This is a genomic window from Bradyrhizobium sp. CCBAU 45384, assembly GCF_028128665.1.
Taxonomy (GTDB): Bacteria; Pseudomonadota; Alphaproteobacteria; order Rhizobiales; family Xanthobacteraceae; genus Bradyrhizobium; species Bradyrhizobium manausense.
Genome location: NZ_LBIZ01000101.1, coordinates 1 through 18783, shown reverse-complemented (window position 1 = coordinate 18783; position 18783 = coordinate 1). Strand labels below are relative to the sequence as shown.

Sequence of the window (18783 nt, the reverse complement as noted above, 5' to 3'; positions counted from 1 at the left end):
GCGCTAGATGTCCCGGGCATCCACGTGCCTCAAGCGCGCGAAGCGATCATCACCGCGGCAGCTTCGAAATCGCTTCGCTGAGTTCGTGGATCTCATACGGCTTGCGCAGGATCGGGAAGTCGCCGCGGACGCCGGCGGCGGCTTCGCTGTAGCCGCTGGCGAGCAGGATCGGCAGGTCGGGGTGGGTCTGGCGCAGGACGTGGGCCAGGCCGAGCCCGTCCATCTTGCCGGGCATGACGATGTCGGAGAACACGAAGTCGACGCCGTCGCTCTCGAGCTCGCGCAGGGCCGCTTCGGCATCTGCAACCCGGCGCACGCTGTAGCCGAGCTGTTCCAGCAGACCGGTGCTGACGAGTGCGACATCGGGATTGTCCTCGACCAGCAGCACCGTGCCGCTGCCGCGCACCGTCGCCGCCTCTGGCGTCTCGTTCGACGCGGTCGTGGTTTCGCGCGGCAACAAGATGGTGAAGGTCGTGCCCTTGCCGAGCTCGCTTGCGACCTTGATCGTGCCGCCAGCCTGATGCGCGAAGCCGTGCACCTGCGACAGGCCGAGGCCAGTGCCTTTTCCGACCGGCTTCGTCGTGAAGAACGGTTCGAAAATCTTGTCGACGACGTCGGAGGGGATGCCGAGCCCGGTATCGTTGACGGTGATGGCGACGTATTCGCCGTTATGGAGCGGATCGTCGAGGACGATGTTGTGCGCGCCGATCGTCACCGTGCCGCCGTCGGGCATGGCATCGCGTGCGTTGATGACGAGATTGAGCAGTCCCGTCTCGAACTCGGAGATGTCGGCCTTGACGGGCCAGACCTCGCGCTCGATGTCGAAGGCGAGATGAACCGCGCTGCCGACGCCGGCGTAAAGCACTTCGCGGATCGCCTCGATGCGGTCGGCCAAATGGATCGCCTGCGGATTGACGCTCTGCCGCCGCGCGAAGGTTAATAGCTGGCCGGTCAGTGCGGCGCCCCGCTTGGCGGCGGTCTCGATCGCCGAGATGGCGCGCTGGAACCTGGAATCCTCGGGATCGCCCTTCTTGAGGATGTGAAGGCTTCCGCTGATGATCATCAGGAGATTGTTGAAGTCGTGGGCGACGCCGCCGGTGAGCTGGCCGAGCGCATCGAATTTTTGCGACTCGGCAAGCTGTGTTTGCATCGCCTCGAGCCTGATTTGGGCATTGCGCCGCTCGGTGATGTCGCGCGTGATCTTGGCGAAACCGACCAGGGCTCCGTTCTCGTAGATGGGGTCAATCACCACGCTGGCCCACAAGAAGGTGCCATCCTTGCGGACGCGCCAGCCTTCCTCCTCGTAGCGGCCCTGCTCGCGGGCGATGCGGAGCGCACGGGCCGGCTTGCCGTTGGCCCGGTCGGCCTCGGTATAGAAGCGCGAGAAATGCTGGCCGAGAATCTCTTGGGGCGAATAGCCCTTGATCCGCTCGCCGCCAATGTTCCAGCTCGTGATGATCCCATTGGGATCGAGCATGTAGAGCGCGTAGTCCGCGACTCCTTCAACCAACAGCCGGAAACTCCGTTCGCTTTCGAACAAGTCTCTCTGTTGACTGGACTTTTTGACCATTACGTACCCCGCCTCGACCGGAGCAAACGCCTTGAAGGGCCTTTGGTTCCCATCTGCTGAGAGGTTTTTAGGCAAATGTTGCGGACGGTATGCAGGTGGGAAGGCTTCGACAAGTGCTTGACATGCGGTCTATATCGTCAGATATTTCTGTTATGACAGAAATAACCGGAAAGAAGAAACTCCCCGCCGCCGTCGAGCGCTTCATCCTGCATTGGGGCGACATGGGCGATCAGTGGGGCGTCAACCGCTCGGTCAGTCAGATCCATGGGCTGCTCTATCTCGCCGAGGCGCCGATGACCGCGGAGGACATCGCCGACACGCTCGGCATGGCCAGGTCCAACGTCTCCAATTCGTTGAAGGAGCTGCTCGCCTGGAACCTGATCCGGCGCGTGCCGATCCTCGGTGACCGCCGCGACCACTACGAGGCAGAGACCGACATCTGGGAGGTCGCAACGCGTATCGCGGCGCGGCGCAAGGAGCGCGAGTTCGATCCCGCGATCACGGCGCTGCGGGCCTGCGTGACCGATGCGGCCGACGATCCGACCATCAATCCGGTCGCGAGCAAACGGCTGAAAGAGATGCTCGCCTTCACCGAGCTCGCCGACCACTGGTTCATGCAGATGCTGAAAGTGCCGCGGCCGCGCCTGGTCGCCTTGATGCGGCTTGGCGAGAAGATCGCCAACCTGCTGCCGCTGGGCAAAGCCAAATAGGTTTGAGGAGGGTGCGATGACGTCGGCTCGATTATCAGGCTCCAACGCACCAACCACTGCTCACATCAAACTGCTCGATGATCGGCGCTTCCGCACATTGCTGTCGGACGAGGATTGGGGCCGGCTGCCGCTCGCGACCTGGCGGCGCTTCTCCAAGCGCGTCGCCGATGGCGACAGCGTGGTCTATGCCGGCGTGGTCGACGAGGTCGCCTTCAGCGACATCGGCTGGTGGTTCGCGCAAGCCGCGCGCCTGATCGGCGGGCCACTTCCCACGGGGCGCGACACCGGCGTGCCCATGATCGTGACCGTCACCGAGGACGGTACGACAGGCGGTCAGACCTGGACCCGGATCTGCGCGCGCAAGCGCGGCTTTCCGCAGGTGATCCATTCGGCCAAGCGTTTCGCCGGCCCTACCGGACTGGAGGAATATGTCGGCTTCGGCGTCTCGATAGCACTGCGCATCGCGGTCGAGGGTGAGACGCTGACCTTCCGCAGCGCCGGTTACGGCCTTCAGCTCGGACGCCTCTGGATCCCGCTGCCGCGATGGCTCGCGCCGGGCGATCTCACCGTGACGCATCGGGATCTCGGCGAGGGCGCCTTCCGCTTCACCCTCGATGTCATTCATCCGCGTTACGGCGCGCTGATCCACCAATCAGCCTTGTTCAGGGAGGCCGTGTCATGACGCCGCTGTTGTGGACGCTCATCGCCATCCAGATCGTGATGGGTGTGTTCGACACCTTCTATCATCACGAGTTCACCGAGCGCCTGGCCTGGCGTCCGTCGCAGCGTCTTGAGCTGAAGCTGCACGGCATCCGCAACATGCTCTATGCGCTGCTGTTCCTCATACTGGGCTGGCTCGAGGTCTATGGCGTGCTGGCGCTGCTGATCGTCGCGGTGCTGGTTGCCGAGATCGTCATCACGCTGATGGATTTCGTCGAGGAGGATCTGAGTCGCAAGCTGCCGCCGAGCGAGCGGATCAATCACACGCTGCTTGCGATCAATTACGGCGCCATCCTGGTGCTGCTGCTGCCGCTGCTGATCGCCTGGGCCATGCGGTCCTTTGGCGTCACCGTCGTCTATCAGGGCCTGCTCAGCATCGCTGCGACCGCCTGCGCGGTTGGCGCGACACTCTGCGGTATCCGGGATTTTGCCGCGATGCGCCGGCTCGGCCGCCTGCGAAGCGCTCCTACGGACGGTCTCGTCGAGAAGCTGCCCGGCCGCAAGACCGTCCTCATCACCGGCGCCACCGGCTTCATCGGCAGCCGTCTTGCAGCGAGCCTCAGCGGAGCAGGGCACCACGTCATTGCGCTGATCCGCAATCCTGCGAAGGCCGAGATGCTGCCCCCCCGGTGACGCTGATCACCAGCCTTGATCAGCTCCCAGCCGATACGCATATCGACGCCGTCGTCAATCTCGCCGGCGAGCCGATCGGCAACGGCCTGTGGACCGAGGCCAAGCGCGCCAGGATCATCGGCTCGCGCATCGACATCACCGGCGAGGTCGTGAAGCTGATCGCAAGGCTCGAACGCAAGCCGGAGGTCCTGGTCAGCGGCTCCGCGATCGGCTGGTATGGTCTGTGGGCCGACCAGGTGCTCACGGAGTCCGCCAAGTCTCACGCCTGCTTCAGCCATGAGCTGTGCGCGGCCTGGGAGAAGGCGGCGCGGCCGGCGGAGGCGCTCGGCGTCCGCGTGGTCTTCTTGCGCATCGGCCTCGTGCTCGGCACCGAAGGCGGCTTCATCACGCGCCTCTTGACGCCGTTCGAGTTCGGGCTCGGTGGTCCCCTCGGCACCGGGCGACAATGGATGTCCTGGATCGAGCGCGACGACCTCATCCGGCTGATCGCCTATGTGATCGCCACGCCGGATCTGGCGGGCCCCGTCAACGCCACGGCGCCGATTCCGGTGACCAATGCAAAGTTCACCGAGGAGCTCGGCCGCCGGCTGCGTCGACCCGCGGTGTTTCGCATCCCCGGTGGCCTGCTTCGCCGGATCGGCGGCGGCCTTGCCGATGAGCTGCTGCTCGGCGGCCAGCGCGTGCTGCCGAACAAGGCGCTGAGCCGCGGTTTCGTGTTCCGTCATGAGACGCTGCGCAGCGCGTTCGAGGCGATTTTGTAGATGCTCGCGGCGTTAAGCCGCCGCGCTCCGGAACGTCGCCGCCACCGCGCGCAGCGCGGTCAGCTTTGCGGGATCGCTGACCTTCGAATGCAGCATCACCTTCGAGCTGCCGAGTTTCGGGAGCTTGTGAGTGGGACCGATATCGACCAGCCCGGGAGGCGCGATCCGGCGTGCCAGCGGGGCGATCGCAAGCCCGGCAAGCGCGGCTGCGACCACCGCCGTCACGCCGCCGCCGACAAAGCGTTCGCGCCAGGGGAGGTCGGCCTTGTCGAGTGCCCGCACGGCAATCGCCCGGACGCCGCAGGGCGGGGCGAGCGTTGCCAGCGGCAACGCTTCGCCCTTCGGCAGCGTGAAGCGTCGCGACGCGAACCAGCCGAACTCGTCCTCGGCGAGCTTCTCGCCGCCGCGGCGGCTGCCCTCCTGGCGGACGATCACCGCGTCGAGCTCGCCGGCGTCATAGGCCTCCTGCATCTCGCGTGAGAAGCCGATGGTGACGGCAAGCGTCAGGTTTGACGACATCGCGTGCAGCCGTTCGAGCAGCGGCACCAGCTCGGGGCCGGCGGCATGATCGGAGATGCCGAGGGAGAGCGATTGCGCGGCCGGTGCGTCGCCCGACAGCGCGCGGTCGTGCGCCGCCATCAGCGCGCGGGCACGATCGAGGAAGCCAGTGCCGTCGGCGGTGAGCCGGACCGCGCGCGGCGAGCGCTCGACGAGACGTTTGCCCAGCAGCGTTTCCAGCCGTTGCAGCTTGAGGCTGACCGCAGCCTGCGTCGTGCCGAGCGCTTCGGCGGCGCGGGTGAAGCTCTGGAGGTCGGCGACCAGCAGAAAGGCCTGGACGGTCGTGATGTCGAGGATGGGCTTCATTACAAACCGTTATCACTGGTATCATCTGAGATAAGATACCAATATGACGGCGGAAGGTCTAGTTTTCTCACCGCCGCAAGTTCAGCGGCATCTGAGGAGAACAACCATGCCCCTGATCACCGTATCCTACAGCACCTCCCGCCAGTCGCCGTCGCTGAAGGCCGACATCGCGAGCGCCGTGTCCGAACTCACGGCAAGAATCCTGCACAAGGATCCCAAGGTGACCGCCATCATCGTGAAGTCGGTCGATGCGGACGACTGGTTCGCCGGCGGCAAGTCGCTCGCCGAGCAGAAGCTCGCCAGCTACTGGATCGACATCCACGTCAGCGAAGGCACCAACACCAAGGACGAAAAGGCGGCCTATCTCGCCGCGATGTTCACACGCATGGCCGAGATTCTGGGGCCGCTGCATCCGGAGACCTATCTGCATGTCGACGAGGTCAAGGGCGATGCCTATGGCTTTGGCGGCCTGACCCAGGAGCGGCGTTACATCGCCGGCAAGCTTGACGTGTCGCTGAAGGCGGCGTGAAGCCTTCGAGCCGCGGGTGAGCGATCTCACCCGCGGCTCGCCGGTCAGCTTGCGGCCCGGAACTCGATCTCCGAATTGTTGATGAAGCAGGTCTTGTCGAACAGCTTCAGGTCGAGCGGGTTCGGCAGCCTGACGTCGCTGATGTCAGGGCAGGGCTTTGTTGAGGAATCATAGGAGCGGTCGATCTGCGAGATGAAGATGACGATCAGCCCCTTGTCGCGCGCGAAGGATTTCAGCGCACGCACCTGAACGGTGAGGTCAGGGTTTTCGCGCCGCTGATCGAGCAGTTGCAGATAGTCGATGACCACGACCGTGCCGCGCGGCGCCGTGGCCATCTGCTTGACGACATAGTCGGCGCTGATCGCGTCGGAACAATCGACCTCGAACAGCTTGTCGAACTGCACAGGCTCCACGCCGATCGCGCGCAAGCGATCGAGCACGTCTTTCTCGGTGTATTCGAGCGAGAAGAACGCGGCGCGTTGGCCTGATTTCATCGCCTCCACGGCGAGTTCGAGACTCATCAACGTCTTGCCCTGACCGGGACGCGCCCCGACCAGCACGAGGTCGCCAGGCTTGAATTGCGGAAACAGCTTGCTGGCTGGTGTGAGTGCCGCAGCTTTTGCCGCGAGCAAGCTCCAGGCGGAAAACCCTTCCGTCGTCGCGACGCGGTCGAGCGCCTCGTGCAGAGGGATGCCTTCCTCGCGGGACAGGCGCTTTGCTTTGCGCTTGAGATGATAGATAGGCGCAGACAATTTCATCGTCAGAACCTCCTGATGCGAGCGGAAAGCGCAATCCCTCCTTATGCCCGATGCTCGAACAGTCGGTCCGATGGCTTAGTCGCCCGGCATGATCTCTGCTTTCCCGGCGGAGGGGGGAGGCGTGGGCGGCACCTGATGCAAGCGTAACTGATTCCGCGCGCGTGGAGAACGTGCAGCAGCTCATCGCCAACAGGAATGCATCAGGCGGCGGCTTCCGGCAGCATCGCGCGGGTCGGCCCGAACAGGTCTTCAAACGACTGCCGCAACGCGACGTCGACATCTGCCATGGTCACGAGCTGGCCGAGATCGACCAGCGAGGTGACGCCGTAGCGGGGATCGGCGACGCCGCAGGGAACGATGCCTGCAAAGTGTTCCAGCTCCGGCTCGACATTGATGGCTATGCCGTGGAACGAGACCCAGCGCTTCAGCCGCACGCCGATCGCCGCGATCTTGTCCTCGTGCTCCGCCCCTTTGTCCGGGCGCTTCACCCAGACGCCGACCCGGTCCTCGCGCCGCTCGCCGCGCACGTTGAAGGCGGCGAGCGTCTTCAGGATCAGCTCTTCGAGGCTCGCGACATAGGCCCGGACATCAGGCCGGCGGCGCTTGAGGTCGAGCATGATGTAGGCCACCCGCTGGCCGGGGCCGTGATAGGTCAGCTGGCCGCCGCGCCCGGTCGCGAAGGTCGGGAAGCGGGAATCGAGCAGGTCGGTCGCCTTGCCTGATGTGCCTGACGTGTAGAGCGGGGGGTGTTCGAGCAGCCAGACCAGCTCCAGCGCCTCGCCGGCCGCAATCGCGGCGACGCGGGCCTCCATGGCGGCCACCGCATCCGGATAGGGCACGGGGCTATCCGAGATTCGCCACTCGACGGGCTCGCCGCCGGCGGCGGAAAACGACGTCAAATCGAGCTCTTGGCGCTTGTTCTGGCGGGGGTTTTGCGACGAATTAACCATTGGCTAACCATAACGTGGTGATCATCTGGGGAGCAAATGCCAAGTCCCTAGGTATCGTTCTCCAGTTGCGGCGGTCCTGACAGTGCCCACACTCGATAAAGTCACCGTGGATCTCATGGTCGTCCTCGGGACGACCACCATGCCGATCCATCAAGTATTACGTCTTTCCCGCGGCGCCATCATCGAGCTGGACGCAACTGAGGCCGACGAGGTCAAGGTTCTCGCCAATAATCTGCCTGTAGCTTCCGGCGTCGTGCTGGTCGACCGCAACAGGATCGCGGTCGAGGTCAAGCAGATGCTGCCGCGGACGCCCGGGAGCCGATAGCGGCCGGGGCACGCATTCGCAGCCGGATAGGGCCGATCCGGGCGGGGATAAGACTTTCCTGCCAGGCCTGTGGAATTCCCCGCCTTTGCAGGCTTGTATCCCCCTGATGGATTTGTTAGATCGGCGGCCGCTGATCCGGCCAGCCTCAAGACCTCAGGCCGGTATCTCCTAGCGCTCGTGGCGGAACTGGTAGACGCGCTGCCTTGAGGTGGCAGTGGGTAACACCGTGGGGGTTCGAGTCCCTCCGAGCGCACCACTTTCAAATCTCATTCCTGGAAGCCAGCGGCCCGCTCGGGCCTCTCAGCCATATTCCTCGCCGATCCCGTATTCCCGGTAGATCTCGAGCGGGTCGAGATCGGGGAACAGGCGGCATTTGGCCTGGGCCAGGTGCAGGCTCACGGCGTTCGGCTCCTTGCCGTGCGACAGCATCTTGCGGATGTCGTCCATGTGCGCGCTCGGCTGGTGCTTGGCCTCGAGCTGCTCCAGCGCGACCAGGGCGGTGGCGAGCGCCTCGGTCAGAACCCACTCGTCGTGGCCCGTGATTCCCTTCTTCGGCATCGGCAGACCTCACGCATCAGCGGCGGCAGCAGTCTACCGTAGCTTTCCTTGAATCTCCATCGAGCAGCACTGGGTGGCGGCGGCGCGCGCTCTCGCTTGCATTATGGCGGCGCGTGGCTAAAAGGCGGCGGCGCGCGGGCGATGGGCTTCTTGATACAATATTGGCGTAGACGGGCCTTGCGCGACCTCTCTCGGCTGGAGCCAGCATGGTCTTTCTAAGCTTCGTTTACCGATTCCTGACCAACTTTGCGTTCATGGCGCTGGTCTATTTCAGCCTGAACTTCATGGAGAAGTACCAGAACCGGGCGGTCCTCGCGATCCTGGTGCTGGTCTATGCCGGCATGCGCGCAGCCTCGACGCTGCGGGCGTTCTATTTCTTCCAGAAGATCGAGAAGCTGGAGGCCGAGACCAAGCGCCTTCAGGCGCCGATCAATGACGGCTCGGGCGGGAGCAGCGCACGCAAGCAGATCGTGACCGACGTTGCGCGGCTGCGCCGTGACGGCGAGCTCAAGTCCTATATGGACCTGTTCTTCCTGGCGCTGATCGTGCTGCTCTGCGTCGCCAATATCATGCGGCAGTAACGCGCTTAGCTCAGGCCCGCTTCTTCAGGCTGGTGGCGAGCCGGGTCGGGCGGGACGCCGTGCCCTTGGCCTGAGCCGCGTGCTTCGGCGCGGAGGACGCAGCCGTCCGACGGGCTTGAATTCTGCCTGCCTTGCCCTTGCCGGCATGCGGCGTCTCTGCTGCCATCGCGAGCCGCGTCGCGGCGCGCCGCGACAGGGTCGTCGACAGTAGCACCTCGACCGAGCCCTCGGGGATTGCGAAGAGATCGCGGCCGGGCGCGGGCAGGGTGGAGGCGACATCGGCCTGCGCCATGGTCTTGCGCGGCAGCACCCGCGGCTGGTGCGCGGTCTCGGCGTTGAGATCGGCAAGACCCGGCGCCGGCAGCGTCGCGGTCTGCGCGAACACGAAATTCGGCACTTGAGGCCAGCGCGCGATCGGCGTCGTCTCCGTCGGCGGATGCAGCAGCCATTCCACCGGCGTGGTCGGCGTCGCCGGCTGGTCGGCGGTCGCGGGCACCACATGCACGATGCGATAGCCGCGCGCCTTGAGGTCGCGGATGATCTTGGGCAGCGCTGCCACGGTGCGCGGCTGGATGTCGTGCAGCAGCAGGATGCCCTTGCCCTTGGCCTCCAGCCGCTGGATCGCGAGCTGGTAGACGCGATCGGGCGAGACGTGGCGCCAGTCGTCCGCCGGGAAGTCGGCGCTCCACACCTGGATGCCGCGCGAGATCAGATAGTTCTCGACGCCGTCAGCACGCATCAGGCCGGGAATGCGGAAGAACGGCGCCAACTTGGACGGGTCCGTCATTGCCGCCGACGTCCATTCGATGCCGCCGTTGATCTCGGCCTCGGCCTTGTCAATTGGCATCCTGTTCATCGTCAGCGGATGGGTCATGCTGTGCGTGCCGACGGTGTGGCCCGCCGCGACCAGCTTGCGCACGCCTTCCGGATTGGCCTTGGCCTGCTGCCCGATGATGAAGAACGTCGCCTTGATGCACTCGCCCGCGAGGATCTGGAGCACCTGGTTGGAATATTTCGGCAGCGGACCGTCGTCGAAGGTCAGCACCACCTCGTGATCCCTGAGCGGCAGCGTCTCGCGGTACTGCATGGTGCCAATGCGTGGATGCTCGTGCGGGTCGACGACGAGCGTGCGCGATGTGCCGAGCGCATCGGGGTGTCCCGGGCAGTCGGCCGCGAAGGCAGCCGGCGACGCGATGGTCAGCGAGCCCAGCAGCAGGACGGTCCACGATCGCGCCCGAAAAACAACGCTACTTCCGATCATGAAACCCCGTCTGCCCTCATCTACATTGGCTGCGATATCGGTAGGTCGGAGACATCGGGAAACGGTTCAGGTGCCAAGACCTTTCCCGCCCGAGGCGCCCCTCAATCATTGCATGGCGTAGTATGAACAGAATGTTAATAGGGCTCAAATCACCCCAATTTGGTCAGCCGTGACATTCCGGCATCAATGCGCGTCGGCGTTCTTCTGGGAGGTGCCCGCCGGCACGATATGGACCACGCGATAGCCATTCTCCCGCAACCACCGCAGGAAGTCCGGCATCATGGCGGCCGTCCGCGCCTGGGCATCGTGGAACAGGATGATACCCTTGCGGGCGGCGGTGACGCGGTCGGTGATCAACTTGAGTTCCTGCGCCGGCGTCATGTCGTTCCAGTCGCTGGCCCAGAAATCGGCGCCGAACACGACGATGCCGCGGTGCTCGAGCAGGTCGAGCTGGGCCGGCGTGGACTCGAAATAGGGGAAGCGGAAGAACGGCGTCGACGGTGTCGTGGTCGAGACCCCGTGCAATGCCTTCTCGTCGGAGGCGATGCCGTGGTCGATCTCGTAGTTCGCCGTATCAGCCGGGATACGCGCCATGTACGGATGCGACCAGGTGTGATGACCGATGGTATGACCCTCGCGGGCGATGCGCTTGACGAGATCAGGGAATTCGGTGGCGCTGCGGCCGACCAGGAAGAAGGTCGCGCGCACGCATTCGTGCGCCAGCGCCGCCAGCACCTTGTTCGTCGAGGGCGGACGCGGACCGTCGTCAAAGGTCAGCACCACCTCGTGATCTTCAAGCGGCAGCGTCTGCGGAAAGCTCTTCAAGCCAACCCGTGGCGTGGTCTTGGCATCGACGCTCAGGATCCGCGAGGTGCCGAGTGCATCGCTCCGGGGGCAATCCGCCGCCCGGGCCGCGCCGATCACCGTGAGGCCGGCGAGAGCCAGGCCCGTCGTGATCGAGGTCCATTTCGGCCGATGCATCTTTACCATTGCGCTCGCGATTGTCTTGTGGGTATTGCCCTCACCGTCAGCCCAAACCATCAAACCTGTGAAACGGCGAGGCGTTCCCATGGATGAACAGATCGATGGCGCTGCTTCCGCCGAGGCATTGGTACTCGACCACGTCCCCATGCGCAATGAAGACGGCGAAATCAGGCATGAATTCGTCGAGGAAATTGCCCATGCGATCGAGGCCGCCGACAGCGCTGCGCTGCGCGCCTGCGTCGCCGAGCTGCACGAGGCCGACCTCGGTGATCTCATCGCGGCGCTTGCGCCCGACGACCGCGTCCGCCTGGTCGAGCTGACCGGCGCCGATTTCGACTTTTCCGCGCTGAACGAGGTCGACGAGAGCGTTCGCGAGGAGATCCTCGACGAGCTGCCGCCGGAAACGGTAGCCGAAGGTGTCCGCGAACTGGAATCCGACGATGCGGTCGAGTTGCTGGAGACCCTCGACGAGGCGGAGCAGGAAGAGATCCTGGAGAAGCTGCCGCTCAAGGAGCGCGTCGCGCTCGAGCGCAGCCTGCTGTATCCGGAAAACTCCGCCGGCCGGCGCATGCAGACCGAGTTCATCGCCGTGCCGCAGGATTTCACGGTCGGGCAGGCGATCGACTACATGCGCGACACGCCCGATCTGCCTGACCGGTTCTACGAGATTTACGTCGTCGACAAGGACCAGCACTGGCAGGGTGCGGTTCCGCTCGACGTGCTGCTGCGCGCCCGCCGCCCGGTGCCGCTGACCGAGCTGACCGACGAGGATCGCCGTCGCGTCTCCGTCCTGGAGGACCAGGAGGAGGTGGCGCGCATGTTCGGCAAGTATAATCTCGTCGCAGTCCCCGTGCTCGATACCCAGGATCGCCTCGTTGGCGTCATCACCGTCGACGACGTCGTCGACGTCATCGAGGAGGAGGCCGACGAGGACTTCAAGGCGCTCGGCGGCGTCACCAGCGACGAAGAGTTGTCGGACACCTTTCTCACCATTGCGCGCGGCCGCTTCAACTGGCTGCTGATCAACCTCGCCACCGCCTTCCTGGCCTCGTCCGTGCTCGGCCTTTTCGAGGGCCAGCTCGAGAAGATGGTGGCGCTCGCCGTGCTGGCGCCCATCGTCGCGAGCCAGGGCGGCAATGCCGCGACCCAGACCATGACGGTCGCCGTGCGCGCGCTCGCCACCCGCGAGCTCGGTTCCTCCAATGCCTGGCGCGTGGTGATCCGCGAGACGCTGGTCGGTCTCGTCAACGGCATCGGCTTTGCGGTGATCACGGGCATCGCCGCGGTGGCCTGGTTCAAGATCCCGGGCCTCGGTGTCGTCATCGGGCTTGCGATCATCGTGAACCTCGTCGCCGGCGCGCTCGGTGGCATCCTGATCCCGATGGCGCTCGAACGCGTCAGGGCCGATCCGGCCGTGGCCTCGGGCACGTTCGTGACGACGGTGACTGACGTGGTCGGCTTCTTCTCCTTCCTCGGCATTGCGACACTGTGGTTCGGGCTGAAGTAAGACCCGTGTCCGCTCCGTCATTCCGGGGCGCGCCACTTGGCGCGAGCCCGGAATCCATCTGTCCGCATGCGCCGGTGCTCAATGGATTCCGGGCTCGCGCTTCGCGCGCCCCGGAATGACGGTGAGACCATCTTTAATCCGACCTTAAGCGACCTCCCGCATGATTCCCTCGCGCTTGGGGGAATGAGCATGCGGTTGCGGCTGAAGGCGGACGGACGGGTCGTTGAGTTGCGGGATGGGCAAGAGCTTCCCGTTCCGCCGTTTTCCATCCAGCCGGTCCAGCCTGCAGTCGAAACTCCGCCGGTGGAAGCCGGCTCGCTCGGGGTGCGCGATCTGCGCCGGCGCGCCTGTCTGACCCAGATGGAGTTCGCCGCCAAGCTCGGCGTGCCCGTCGAGACCATCCGCAATTGGGAGCAGGGCAAGCGCGCCCCGCGTGGACCCGCCCGCGCGCTGCTAGCCGTGATCGCGCATTCGCCTGATACGGTGTTCCAGGCGCTGGCCAAAGCCTGACGCATCTACAGCCAGCCTCGTCCGTTGCACTCCGGCGGACCAGGCCCATAATGACGGCGTTGACGACTCCCGGGGGCTGCCGCAACAGAGAGGATTCCTCATGCTGTTCGTCGAGGGCAATGGCGCCAAAATCCCGGCGATCGGGCTCGGGACCTGGGAGCTGAGCGGCCGGACCTGCGCCCGCGTGGTCGAGCAGGCGCTGCGGCTGGGCTACCGCCATATCGACACCGCCCAGGCCTATGACAATGAGCGCGAGGTCGGCGACGGATTGCGCGCCTCCGGCGTCCGCCGCGACGACGTCTTCGTCACCACCAAGGTCTGGACCAACCATTTCGCGCCCCACGATCTCGAGCGGTCGATCAAGGAGAGCCTGGTGCGCCTGAGGCTTCCCGCTGTCGACCTCGTGCTGTTGCACTGGCCCAATCCGCACGTGCCGCTGGAGGAGACGTTGGGCGCGCTGGCGCATGCCAAGCGCATGGGCCTCACGCGCCATATCGGCGTCTCCAATTTCACGGTCGCGCTGATCGAGCAGGCGGTCGCCCTGTCAGGCGAGCCGCTGGTCTGCAACCAGGTCGAATATCATCCCTATCTCGATCAGGCGAAGGTGAGGGCGGCCTGCGACCGGCACGGGATGGCACTCGTTGCCTACAGCCCGATCGCCAAGGGCCGCATCAAGTCCGACCAGACACTCTTGGACATCGGCCACGCCCATCGCAAGACGCCGGCGCAGATCTGCCTGCGCTGGCTGGTGCAACAGAATGTGTCTGCCATTCCCAGAACCTCGCGCGTCGAACGTCTTTCGGAGAACATCGAGATCTTCGATTTCGAGCTCTCGGATGGCGAGATGGCTGATATCGCCGCACTGGCCAGTCCCAAGGGACGCCTGACCGATTTCGGCTTCGCGCCGAAATGGGATTGAGGGGGAACTTGGGTATGCTAGGAGCAGGATGGCAACCCAAGATCGGGCGATGGAACTGCGCAAGATCATCCGGACGGACATTGCGGCGTCGGCGATCGCGCATCTGACGCTGGTCGCGCTGATCATCCTGATCAGCGAGGTCCATCCATTTCATTCCGCGCCGCCCGAGACCGTTGCGGTCGACATCGTCACGCCGGAGCAGGTGAAGCAGCAAGAGGCCAAAGCAGAAGAAAAGGCAGAGGAGAAGGCCAAGAAGGAGGCGAAGGAGGAGGCGAAGGAGAAGCCGTCCGAGCCGCCCTCTGACCTGAAGCTGCCGAAGCTCGACTTCACCGACAAGGATAAGCCGGACACATCGCCCCAGCCTGCGGCCAAGGAGAAGCTGGCGCCTCAACAGAAGCAGGCTGCGCACGAGGCGCCACAGCAGCAGCCTGCGGTGCCGCAGCCGCAGGCGGCCGCTCCGGCCTATCAGCCGCCGGAGCCTGATGTGACGATCAAATACGGCGTGATGCTGGGCCTGCCGCCCGAACTGCCGCCCGCGTCGAAAGACGCCCCCAAGGATGATGGCGGCGATGCCAAGGACTCGATCGCGGCTAAGCTGCCGCCGGAGGTCATTGCCGAGCTAAGGCGTCACCTGAGAAGTTGTTCGAAACTCCCGGCGGACGTCGCGCCGACCGATGCCGTGCGCATCAGGCTGCGGATGGTGATGGCCACCGACGGTACGCTGGCGCGGCCACCCATCCTGATCGAGGCGCCGCCGTCCGCGAAGGGCGTGGCCATCGTGAAATCAGCGATCAGTGCGACGCAAGCCTGCCAGCCCTACAAGATGTTGCCGCCGGACAAGTACGAGGAATGGAAGGTGATGGACCTTTCGTTCACGCCGCGGGATTTCGGGTCATAGTTTTCGGGTGGAATGACGCGAGCGCGCGACGTGTCTGCGTCTACACGCTCGCTGTCATCGCCCGGCCAGTGCGCAATTGCACACCAGGACCGGGCGATCCAGTACACCGAGACGGCGCGGATAGAACCGAGAAGCTGCGGCGTACTGGATTCCCCGCCTCCGCGGGGAATGACAGTGTCACTTGGAGAACCATGCCGTCGCCTCATACTCCGTCATTGCTAGCTGCGCTCGCAATGACGACGTGGAAAGAGCTCGGCTCACCGGCCGCGCTTGCCCTCATCGCCCGCGGCCACCTCCGGCGCCATGGCGGCCCAGGCGCTGGAGGCGAACTGCCGCCGCCAGGTCACCACCACCACCGCGGCCGTGGTCACGAACAGCACCCAGGGGCTGACGAACCAGCCGAGATAGCCGAGCGCGAAGAAGAAGGCGCGCTGGCCGCGGTTGAAGTGGCGGCCGGCGGATTCGAACAGGCGCGTGGTGCGCATGACATGGGCTTCGGCCTCCGGCGTGTCGCGCTGCGAGGCCGGCGGCATGCCGCCATAGAGGATGGCGACATAGTTGAACAGGCGATAGGCCCAGGCGAACTTGAAGAAGGCATAGACGCAGATCAGCACGAGGCCGACGCATTTCAGCTCCCACATTGCGGGCGAGGTGCTGAGATCGATCGGCAGCTTGGCCAGAATCGTGATGGCATCGTTGGTGGCGTGCAGCAGCGCGAGCGCGCCGCCGAGCGCGAACAGGCTGGTGGAAGCGAAGAAGGCGGTGCCGTTCTGAAGCGAGGCCATGATCTGCATGTCGACCATGCGCGCCTCGCGGTCGAGCAGGCGGCGCACCCAGACTTCGCGGTATCTGTTCATCCGGGCCGACAGGCTGTCGCGGCCATAGGCGGAGTGCTCGAGCGTGGCGGCATAGACCAGCCACTCGATGATGAAGAAGCCGACGGCAGTGATGTCGACCCAGTGCCTGCTCATATCTGTCTCCTCGCGGGCCACCACGATTGCCATGCATGCTCCTGTGCGGCAACGATTGATTGGCGGCAGGCGATGGCGCTAAAAGCAGCCGCACAGACGGATTTACGGAAGGACACGAGACATGGCGGCGCTCAAGCTCGCGATCGGCAACAAGAACTACTCGTCATGGTCGATGCGGCCCTGGCTTGCGCTGCGCGCCAACGACATCCCGTTCGTGGAGACCGTGATCCCGCTCTACACCGACAATCCCGCGGACAAGGAGCAGATCCTGTCCTTCAGCCGCGCCGGCAAGGTGCCGGTGCTGGTCGACGGCGACATCACGGTGTGGGATTCGCTTGCCATCATCGAGTACATCGCCGAGCGTTATCCGGAGAAGAAACTGTGGCCCGACGATGTCGCGGCCCGCGCCTTTGCCCGTTCGGTCTGCGCCGAGATGCATTCCGGCTTCATGGCCTTGCGCAGCGAATGCGGCATGAACCTGCACCGTCCGGTGCGGCCTGTGACGCTGTCGGCGGACGCCAAGGCCAATGTCGCGCGCGTTGAGGAGATCTGGCACACGTGCCGGACCCGCTATGGCGCCGGCGGGCCGTTCCTGTTCGGCCGCTTCGGCGCGGCGGATGCGATGTATGCGCCGGTCGTGCATCGCTTCCGCACCTACGCCATCGAGGTCACGCCGGAGACCAAGGCCTACATGGATACGATGATGGCGATGCCGGCGTTCCAGGAATGGACCCGCGATGGCCTCGCCGAAACGCTTGTCATCGAAAAGTTCGAGGACGCGTAGTCGAAAGCATGAGCCGGAGACGTGGATATCGGTTCTCCGATAAGCTGATGCTCGCTTGAAATGTGAAGGGGCGCCGCTTGACGACGTGCCGAACGGCGGCGCTCAATCATAGGGAATAACGAAGAGGGGACGGCCATGGGACTTCTGGACTCGCTGGAGAACAATCCCGCACTGCGCAGCGCGCTTGGGCAGCTCGGCGCCGCCGTCCTGCCGGCCGTGCTGAGCGAGGTGATGGGCAGCAACAACCAGGGCGGCTTAGGCTCGATCGTCGCAAAGCTGCAGCAGGCGGGCTTTGGCGAGCAGGTGAAGTCCTGGCTCGGCAATGGCCAGAACCTGCCGATCTCGGCCGACCAGCTCCGCGCCGTGCTTGGCAACGACACCGTCCGCCAGCTCGCGGCGCGCTACCACATCCCGGTTGACCAGCTCGGCGAGATCCTGGCCCAGGAGCTGCCCAAGGCGGTGGACCAGGCAAGCCCGAACGGCCATCTGCCTCACGGCGCTTGAGGGCGGGGCGTTCCGGCGGTATCGCAGGGGGCCTGGTGCCCTTACTATCGTACTGAAAACATTGCCGGATTGTCCCGTTTGCGATGGTTGTATACTGCTGGCCAAAACGCCGCATCGCGTGCTATAGGTCACACCGGGTTTTCAGCCGGTCCGTCGCAGTGGGACCCTGGGCACGGCCGGCGCTGTTTGAGTGATGGAGATGGGCGTTGAAGCATAAATTCCCCGTGGGAACGCGCGTATTGTTCACTGCCAGCAACGTCGCGCGCCCGGCTGCGAGTGGCTCATACGAGGTCATTCGCCTGCTGCCGACGGAAGGCGACGACTGCCAGTACCGGATCAAGAGCTCCACCGAGGCCTTCGAACGGGTCGCCAAGGAAAGCCAGCTCGCGCTGTCGTAATGCGCCGACGCTAGCTGCGCGTTGACATCGCGGACGAATTTGCGCCGCTCGCCGTCAAAAGGCCCGCTTCACCCCCGCAAGGTGGGCCGGGGGCAGTTGCCGACTCGCGGTGCTCGCTTGACCATCAGCTCTTTGCTCGCGTGAGGGGACATCGCGCATGAACTGGGCCTGGGCCTCGTCGCTCGACCAAACCTGGCGCTCGCCATCTTTCCCGATGTGGTTGACGCTGGCGGCTGCCGGCTTCTTCGGATTGATCATGCTGATCACGCTGCTGCGCGCCGAGAAATCCGTCGCCAACGGCGCGCTGACCGTCATCACGCTGCTCTCGATCGGCATCGCGGTGGCCGCCACCATGAAGATCTACGGACCGGTGGGGCAGGCGGCTCCGGCCGAAGCCCGCACGCAAGCCACTGTCACCGCGACCCTCCCGGCGCTGGCCTGCCTCGACGATCTCGCCGGCGATGCCGTGGCCGCCGGCTGCGAGAGGGCATTGTTCGGCGCGCCTGACACGGCGGCAGCCGCAGTAGCTTATACCGCGGCCCGGATCGATCGGCTGACCGCGCTTGGCGATGCCGCGACCGCCGACAAGAGCCTGACGCTCGACACCAAGGTGCTGCGCAAGGCGCTGGAGCGCGATCGATTCGGCCTCGTGGCGCAGGTGCTGGTCCGCCGCGACGGCTGCACCCAGTTCGATTGCGCCGCGTTCCGCTCGCTGACGGATCAGCAGCAGGTCGCGGCCAATATGGATTCCCATCTCTATGATCAGCTGGTCGCGCGCTATGCGCCGATCTGGAATTCGCCTGTAGCGGCGCCAGGAGCGCTGCCGCCCAATCCGATCGCGGCATTGCCGCCATCGATGCCGTCGGGCAAGCCGACCAATGCCGAGTTCCCGAGCGCCTCGTCGACCCCGCCGGTGAGCATCATGACTCCGGAGCCGCCGACGGCAGCCACGCGCCAGTCGCCGGCCGCCAATGCGGCGGCCGCGCCGGCTGCGGCCTCCCGTGCGCCGGCTGCGACCTCGGCTCAGGCCGCCGCGCCCGCTGCGAAGAAGCCGCCCGCGCCGAAGGCTGCGCGCGCGCCGGCCGCCG

21 protein-coding genes, 1 tRNA gene and 1 pseudogene are annotated in these 18783 nt (G+C 65.1%); 15 read left to right on the top strand and 8 right to left on the bottom strand.

The features are described 5' to 3' along the window. Nucleotides 1-49: 49 nt before the first annotated feature. Entirely contained in the window at nucleotides 50-1570 is a 1521-nt protein-coding gene (locus XH80_RS12480; RefSeq protein WP_271598850.1) for a PAS domain-containing sensor histidine kinase, read from the bottom strand. A gap of 152 nt (nucleotides 1571-1722) precedes the next feature. Here XH80_RS12480 and XH80_RS12475 point away from each other — a divergent pair, with 152 nt between their 5' ends. The 3 genes and pseudogenes from XH80_RS12475 to XH80_RS12465 all read left to right on the top strand — a co-directional run bounded on the left by XH80_RS12475 (nucleotide 1723) and on the right by XH80_RS12465 (nucleotide 4394). After that, nucleotides 1723-2280, top strand: coding sequence for a GbsR/MarR family transcriptional regulator (locus tag XH80_RS12475; RefSeq protein ID WP_271598849.1), 558 nt, complete (start codon nucleotides 1723-1725; stop codon nucleotides 2278-2280). A 16-nt stretch (nucleotides 2281-2296) separates the two neighbouring features. After that, a complete protein-coding gene (locus XH80_RS12470; protein ID WP_271598848.1) occupies nucleotides 2297-2962 on the top strand; it encodes a DUF4166 domain-containing protein in 666 nt (221 codons plus the stop codon). After that, nucleotides 2959-4394 (top strand): annotated as a pseudogene (locus tag XH80_RS12465) (TIGR01777 family oxidoreductase). The gene XH80_RS12470 and the pseudogene XH80_RS12465 overlap by 4 nt, the downstream one beginning before the upstream one ends. Before the next feature lie 12 nt (nucleotides 4395-4406). Here XH80_RS12465 and XH80_RS12460 read toward each other — a convergent pair. Continuing rightward, on the bottom strand, nucleotides 4407-5258 hold the full coding sequence (locus XH80_RS12460; protein WP_271598847.1) for a LysR family transcriptional regulator: 852 nt from the start codon (nucleotides 5256-5258) through the stop codon (nucleotides 4407-4409). Between the two features lie 106 nt (nucleotides 5259-5364). Between XH80_RS12460 and XH80_RS12455 the strand changes: the two genes are divergently transcribed. Continuing rightward, nucleotides 5365-5787 (top strand): tautomerase family protein, encoded by a 423-nt coding sequence (locus tag XH80_RS12455; RefSeq protein WP_271598846.1) that lies wholly within the window; start codon nucleotides 5365-5367, stop codon nucleotides 5785-5787. A gap of 44 nt (nucleotides 5788-5831) precedes the next feature. On the opposite strand, the gene XH80_RS12450 is transcribed toward XH80_RS12455, so the two are convergent. Next, nucleotides 5832-6545 carry a DNA helicase gene (locus XH80_RS12450; protein ID WP_271598845.1) on the bottom strand — a complete coding sequence of 238 codons (714 nt, stop codon included), beginning with the start codon at nucleotides 6543-6545 and terminating at the stop codon, nucleotides 5832-5834. Between the two features lie 200 nt (nucleotides 6546-6745). Next, nucleotides 6746-7495 (bottom strand): lipoyl(octanoyl) transferase LipB, encoded by a 750-nt coding sequence (lipB, locus tag XH80_RS12445; RefSeq protein ID WP_271598844.1) that lies wholly within the window; start codon nucleotides 7493-7495, stop codon nucleotides 6746-6748. Between the two features lie 82 nt (nucleotides 7496-7577). Here lipB and XH80_RS12440 point away from each other — a divergent pair, with 82 nt between their 5' ends. Together XH80_RS12440 and XH80_RS12435 are read left to right on the top strand one after the other, a co-directional pair. After that, nucleotides 7578-7820: a FliM/FliN family flagellar motor switch protein gene (locus tag XH80_RS12440; protein ID WP_057751563.1), complete on the top strand. Its 243-nt coding sequence runs from the start codon at nucleotides 7578-7580 to the stop codon at nucleotides 7818-7820. A gap of 171 nt (nucleotides 7821-7991) precedes the next feature. Continuing rightward, a tRNA-Leu gene (locus tag XH80_RS12435) sits at nucleotides 7992-8076 on the top strand. A 44-nt stretch (nucleotides 8077-8120) separates the two neighbouring features. Here the strand turns inward: XH80_RS12435 and XH80_RS12430 are convergent. Beyond that, complete coding sequence (locus XH80_RS12430) at nucleotides 8121-8378, bottom strand: hypothetical protein (RefSeq protein WP_271598843.1); 258 nt, start codon at nucleotides 8376-8378, stop codon at nucleotides 8121-8123. Between the two features lie 206 nt (nucleotides 8379-8584). Between XH80_RS12430 and XH80_RS12425 the strand changes: the two genes are divergently transcribed. Next, complete coding sequence (locus tag XH80_RS12425; RefSeq protein ID WP_057751504.1) at nucleotides 8585-8959, top strand: hypothetical protein; 375 nt, start codon at nucleotides 8585-8587, stop codon at nucleotides 8957-8959. 10 nt (nucleotides 8960-8969) lie between these two features. Here XH80_RS12425 and XH80_RS12420 read toward each other — a convergent pair whose 3' ends face one another. Both XH80_RS12420 and XH80_RS12415 read right to left on the bottom strand, forming a co-directional pair. Next, on the bottom strand, nucleotides 8970-10220 hold the full coding sequence (locus XH80_RS12420) for a polysaccharide deacetylase family protein (protein ID WP_271598842.1): 1251 nt from the start codon (nucleotides 10218-10220) through the stop codon (nucleotides 8970-8972). Nucleotides 10221-10403: 183 nt separating this feature from the next. Continuing rightward, nucleotides 10404-11210 (bottom strand): polysaccharide deacetylase family protein, encoded by an 807-nt coding sequence (locus tag XH80_RS12415; protein WP_271598841.1) that lies wholly within the window; start codon nucleotides 11208-11210, stop codon nucleotides 10404-10406. 79 nt (nucleotides 11211-11289) lie between these two features. Here XH80_RS12415 and mgtE point away from each other — a divergent pair, with 79 nt between their 5' ends. From mgtE to XH80_RS12395, 4 genes are all read left to right on the top strand, one after another. Then, nucleotides 11290-12711, top strand: a complete 1422-nt coding sequence (gene mgtE / locus XH80_RS12410; protein ID WP_271598840.1) for a magnesium transporter — start codon at nucleotides 11290-11292, stop codon at nucleotides 12709-12711. Between the two features lie 183 nt (nucleotides 12712-12894). Next, the gene (locus XH80_RS12405; RefSeq protein ID WP_271598839.1) at nucleotides 12895-13221 is read left to right on the top strand and encodes a helix-turn-helix domain-containing protein; all 327 of its coding nucleotides are present in this window, start codon (nucleotides 12895-12897) and stop codon (nucleotides 13219-13221) included. Between the two features lie 100 nt (nucleotides 13222-13321). After that, nucleotides 13322-14140 (top strand): aldo/keto reductase, encoded by an 819-nt coding sequence (locus tag XH80_RS12400; RefSeq protein ID WP_271598838.1) that lies wholly within the window; start codon nucleotides 13322-13324, stop codon nucleotides 14138-14140. A 49-nt stretch (nucleotides 14141-14189) separates the two neighbouring features. Beyond that, nucleotides 14190-15038, top strand: coding sequence for a hypothetical protein (locus tag XH80_RS12395; protein ID WP_271598940.1), 849 nt, complete (start codon nucleotides 14190-14192; stop codon nucleotides 15036-15038). 257 nt (nucleotides 15039-15295) lie between these two features. On the opposite strand, the gene XH80_RS12390 is transcribed toward XH80_RS12395, so the two are convergent. Further along, the gene (locus XH80_RS12390) at nucleotides 15296-16009 is read right to left on the bottom strand and encodes a DUF599 domain-containing protein (protein ID WP_271598939.1); all 714 of its coding nucleotides are present in this window, start codon (nucleotides 16007-16009) and stop codon (nucleotides 15296-15298) included. Nucleotides 16010-16130: 121 nt separating this feature from the next. Here XH80_RS12390 and XH80_RS12385 point away from each other — a divergent pair, with 121 nt between their 5' ends. From XH80_RS12385 to XH80_RS12370, 4 genes are all read left to right on the top strand, one after another. Further along, nucleotides 16131-16793 (top strand): glutathione S-transferase family protein, encoded by a 663-nt coding sequence (locus XH80_RS12385; RefSeq protein WP_057751492.1) that lies wholly within the window; start codon nucleotides 16131-16133, stop codon nucleotides 16791-16793. Between the two features lie 135 nt (nucleotides 16794-16928). Next, complete coding sequence (locus XH80_RS12380) at nucleotides 16929-17297, top strand: YidB family protein (protein ID WP_271598837.1); 369 nt, start codon at nucleotides 16929-16931, stop codon at nucleotides 17295-17297. Between the two features lie 206 nt (nucleotides 17298-17503). Next, complete coding sequence (locus tag XH80_RS12375) at nucleotides 17504-17695, top strand: hypothetical protein (RefSeq protein ID WP_026312695.1); 192 nt, start codon at nucleotides 17504-17506, stop codon at nucleotides 17693-17695. Between the two features lie 157 nt (nucleotides 17696-17852). Beyond that, a partial coding sequence (locus XH80_RS12370; RefSeq protein ID WP_271598836.1) for a hypothetical protein occupies nucleotides 17853-18783 on the top strand: 931 nt, incomplete at its 3' end.

Coding starts and splice junctions, on each gene's coding strand:
- XH80_RS12455 (WP_271598846.1), top strand. CDS start 5,365: ATGCCCCTGATCACCGTATCCTACAGCACCTCCCGCCAGTCGCCGTCG.
- lipB (WP_271598844.1), bottom strand. CDS start 7,495: ATGGTTAATTCGTCGCAAAACCCCCGCCAGAACAAGCGCCAAGAGCTC.
- XH80_RS12385 (WP_057751492.1), top strand. CDS start 16,131: ATGGCGGCGCTCAAGCTCGCGATCGGCAACAAGAACTACTCGTCATGG.
- XH80_RS12390 (WP_271598939.1), bottom strand. CDS start 16,009: ATGAGCAGGCACTGGGTCGACATCACTGCCGTCGGCTTCTTCATCATC.
- XH80_RS12460 (WP_271598847.1), bottom strand. CDS start 5,258: ATGAAGCCCATCCTCGACATCACGACCGTCCAGGCCTTTCTGCTGGTC.
- XH80_RS12450 (WP_271598845.1), bottom strand. CDS start 6,545: ATGAAATTGTCTGCGCCTATCTATCATCTCAAGCGCAAAGCAAAGCGC.
- XH80_RS12380 (WP_271598837.1), top strand. CDS start 16,929: ATGGGACTTCTGGACTCGCTGGAGAACAATCCCGCACTGCGCAGCGCG.
- XH80_RS12405 (WP_271598839.1), top strand. CDS start 12,895: ATGAGCATGCGGTTGCGGCTGAAGGCGGACGGACGGGTCGTTGAGTTG.
- XH80_RS12395 (WP_271598940.1), top strand. CDS start 14,190: ATGGAACTGCGCAAGATCATCCGGACGGACATTGCGGCGTCGGCGATC.
- XH80_RS12420 (WP_271598842.1), bottom strand. CDS start 10,220: ATGATCGGAAGTAGCGTTGTTTTTCGGGCGCGATCGTGGACCGTCCTG.
- XH80_RS12470 (WP_271598848.1), top strand. CDS start 2,297: ATGACGTCGGCTCGATTATCAGGCTCCAACGCACCAACCACTGCTCAC.
- XH80_RS12400 (WP_271598838.1), top strand. CDS start 13,322: ATGCTGTTCGTCGAGGGCAATGGCGCCAAAATCCCGGCGATCGGGCTC.
- mgtE (WP_271598840.1), top strand. CDS start 11,290: ATGGATGAACAGATCGATGGCGCTGCTTCCGCCGAGGCATTGGTACTC.
- XH80_RS12415 (WP_271598841.1), bottom strand. CDS start 11,210: ATGGTAAAGATGCATCGGCCGAAATGGACCTCGATCACGACGGGCCTG.
- XH80_RS12425 (WP_057751504.1), top strand. CDS start 8,585: ATGGTCTTTCTAAGCTTCGTTTACCGATTCCTGACCAACTTTGCGTTC.
- XH80_RS12475 (WP_271598849.1), top strand. CDS start 1,723: ATGACAGAAATAACCGGAAAGAAGAAACTCCCCGCCGCCGTCGAGCGC.
- XH80_RS12480 (WP_271598850.1), bottom strand. CDS start 1,570: ATGGTCAAAAAGTCCAGTCAACAGAGAGACTTGTTCGAAAGCGAACGG.
- XH80_RS12430 (WP_271598843.1), bottom strand. CDS start 8,378: ATGCCGAAGAAGGGAATCACGGGCCACGACGAGTGGGTTCTGACCGAG.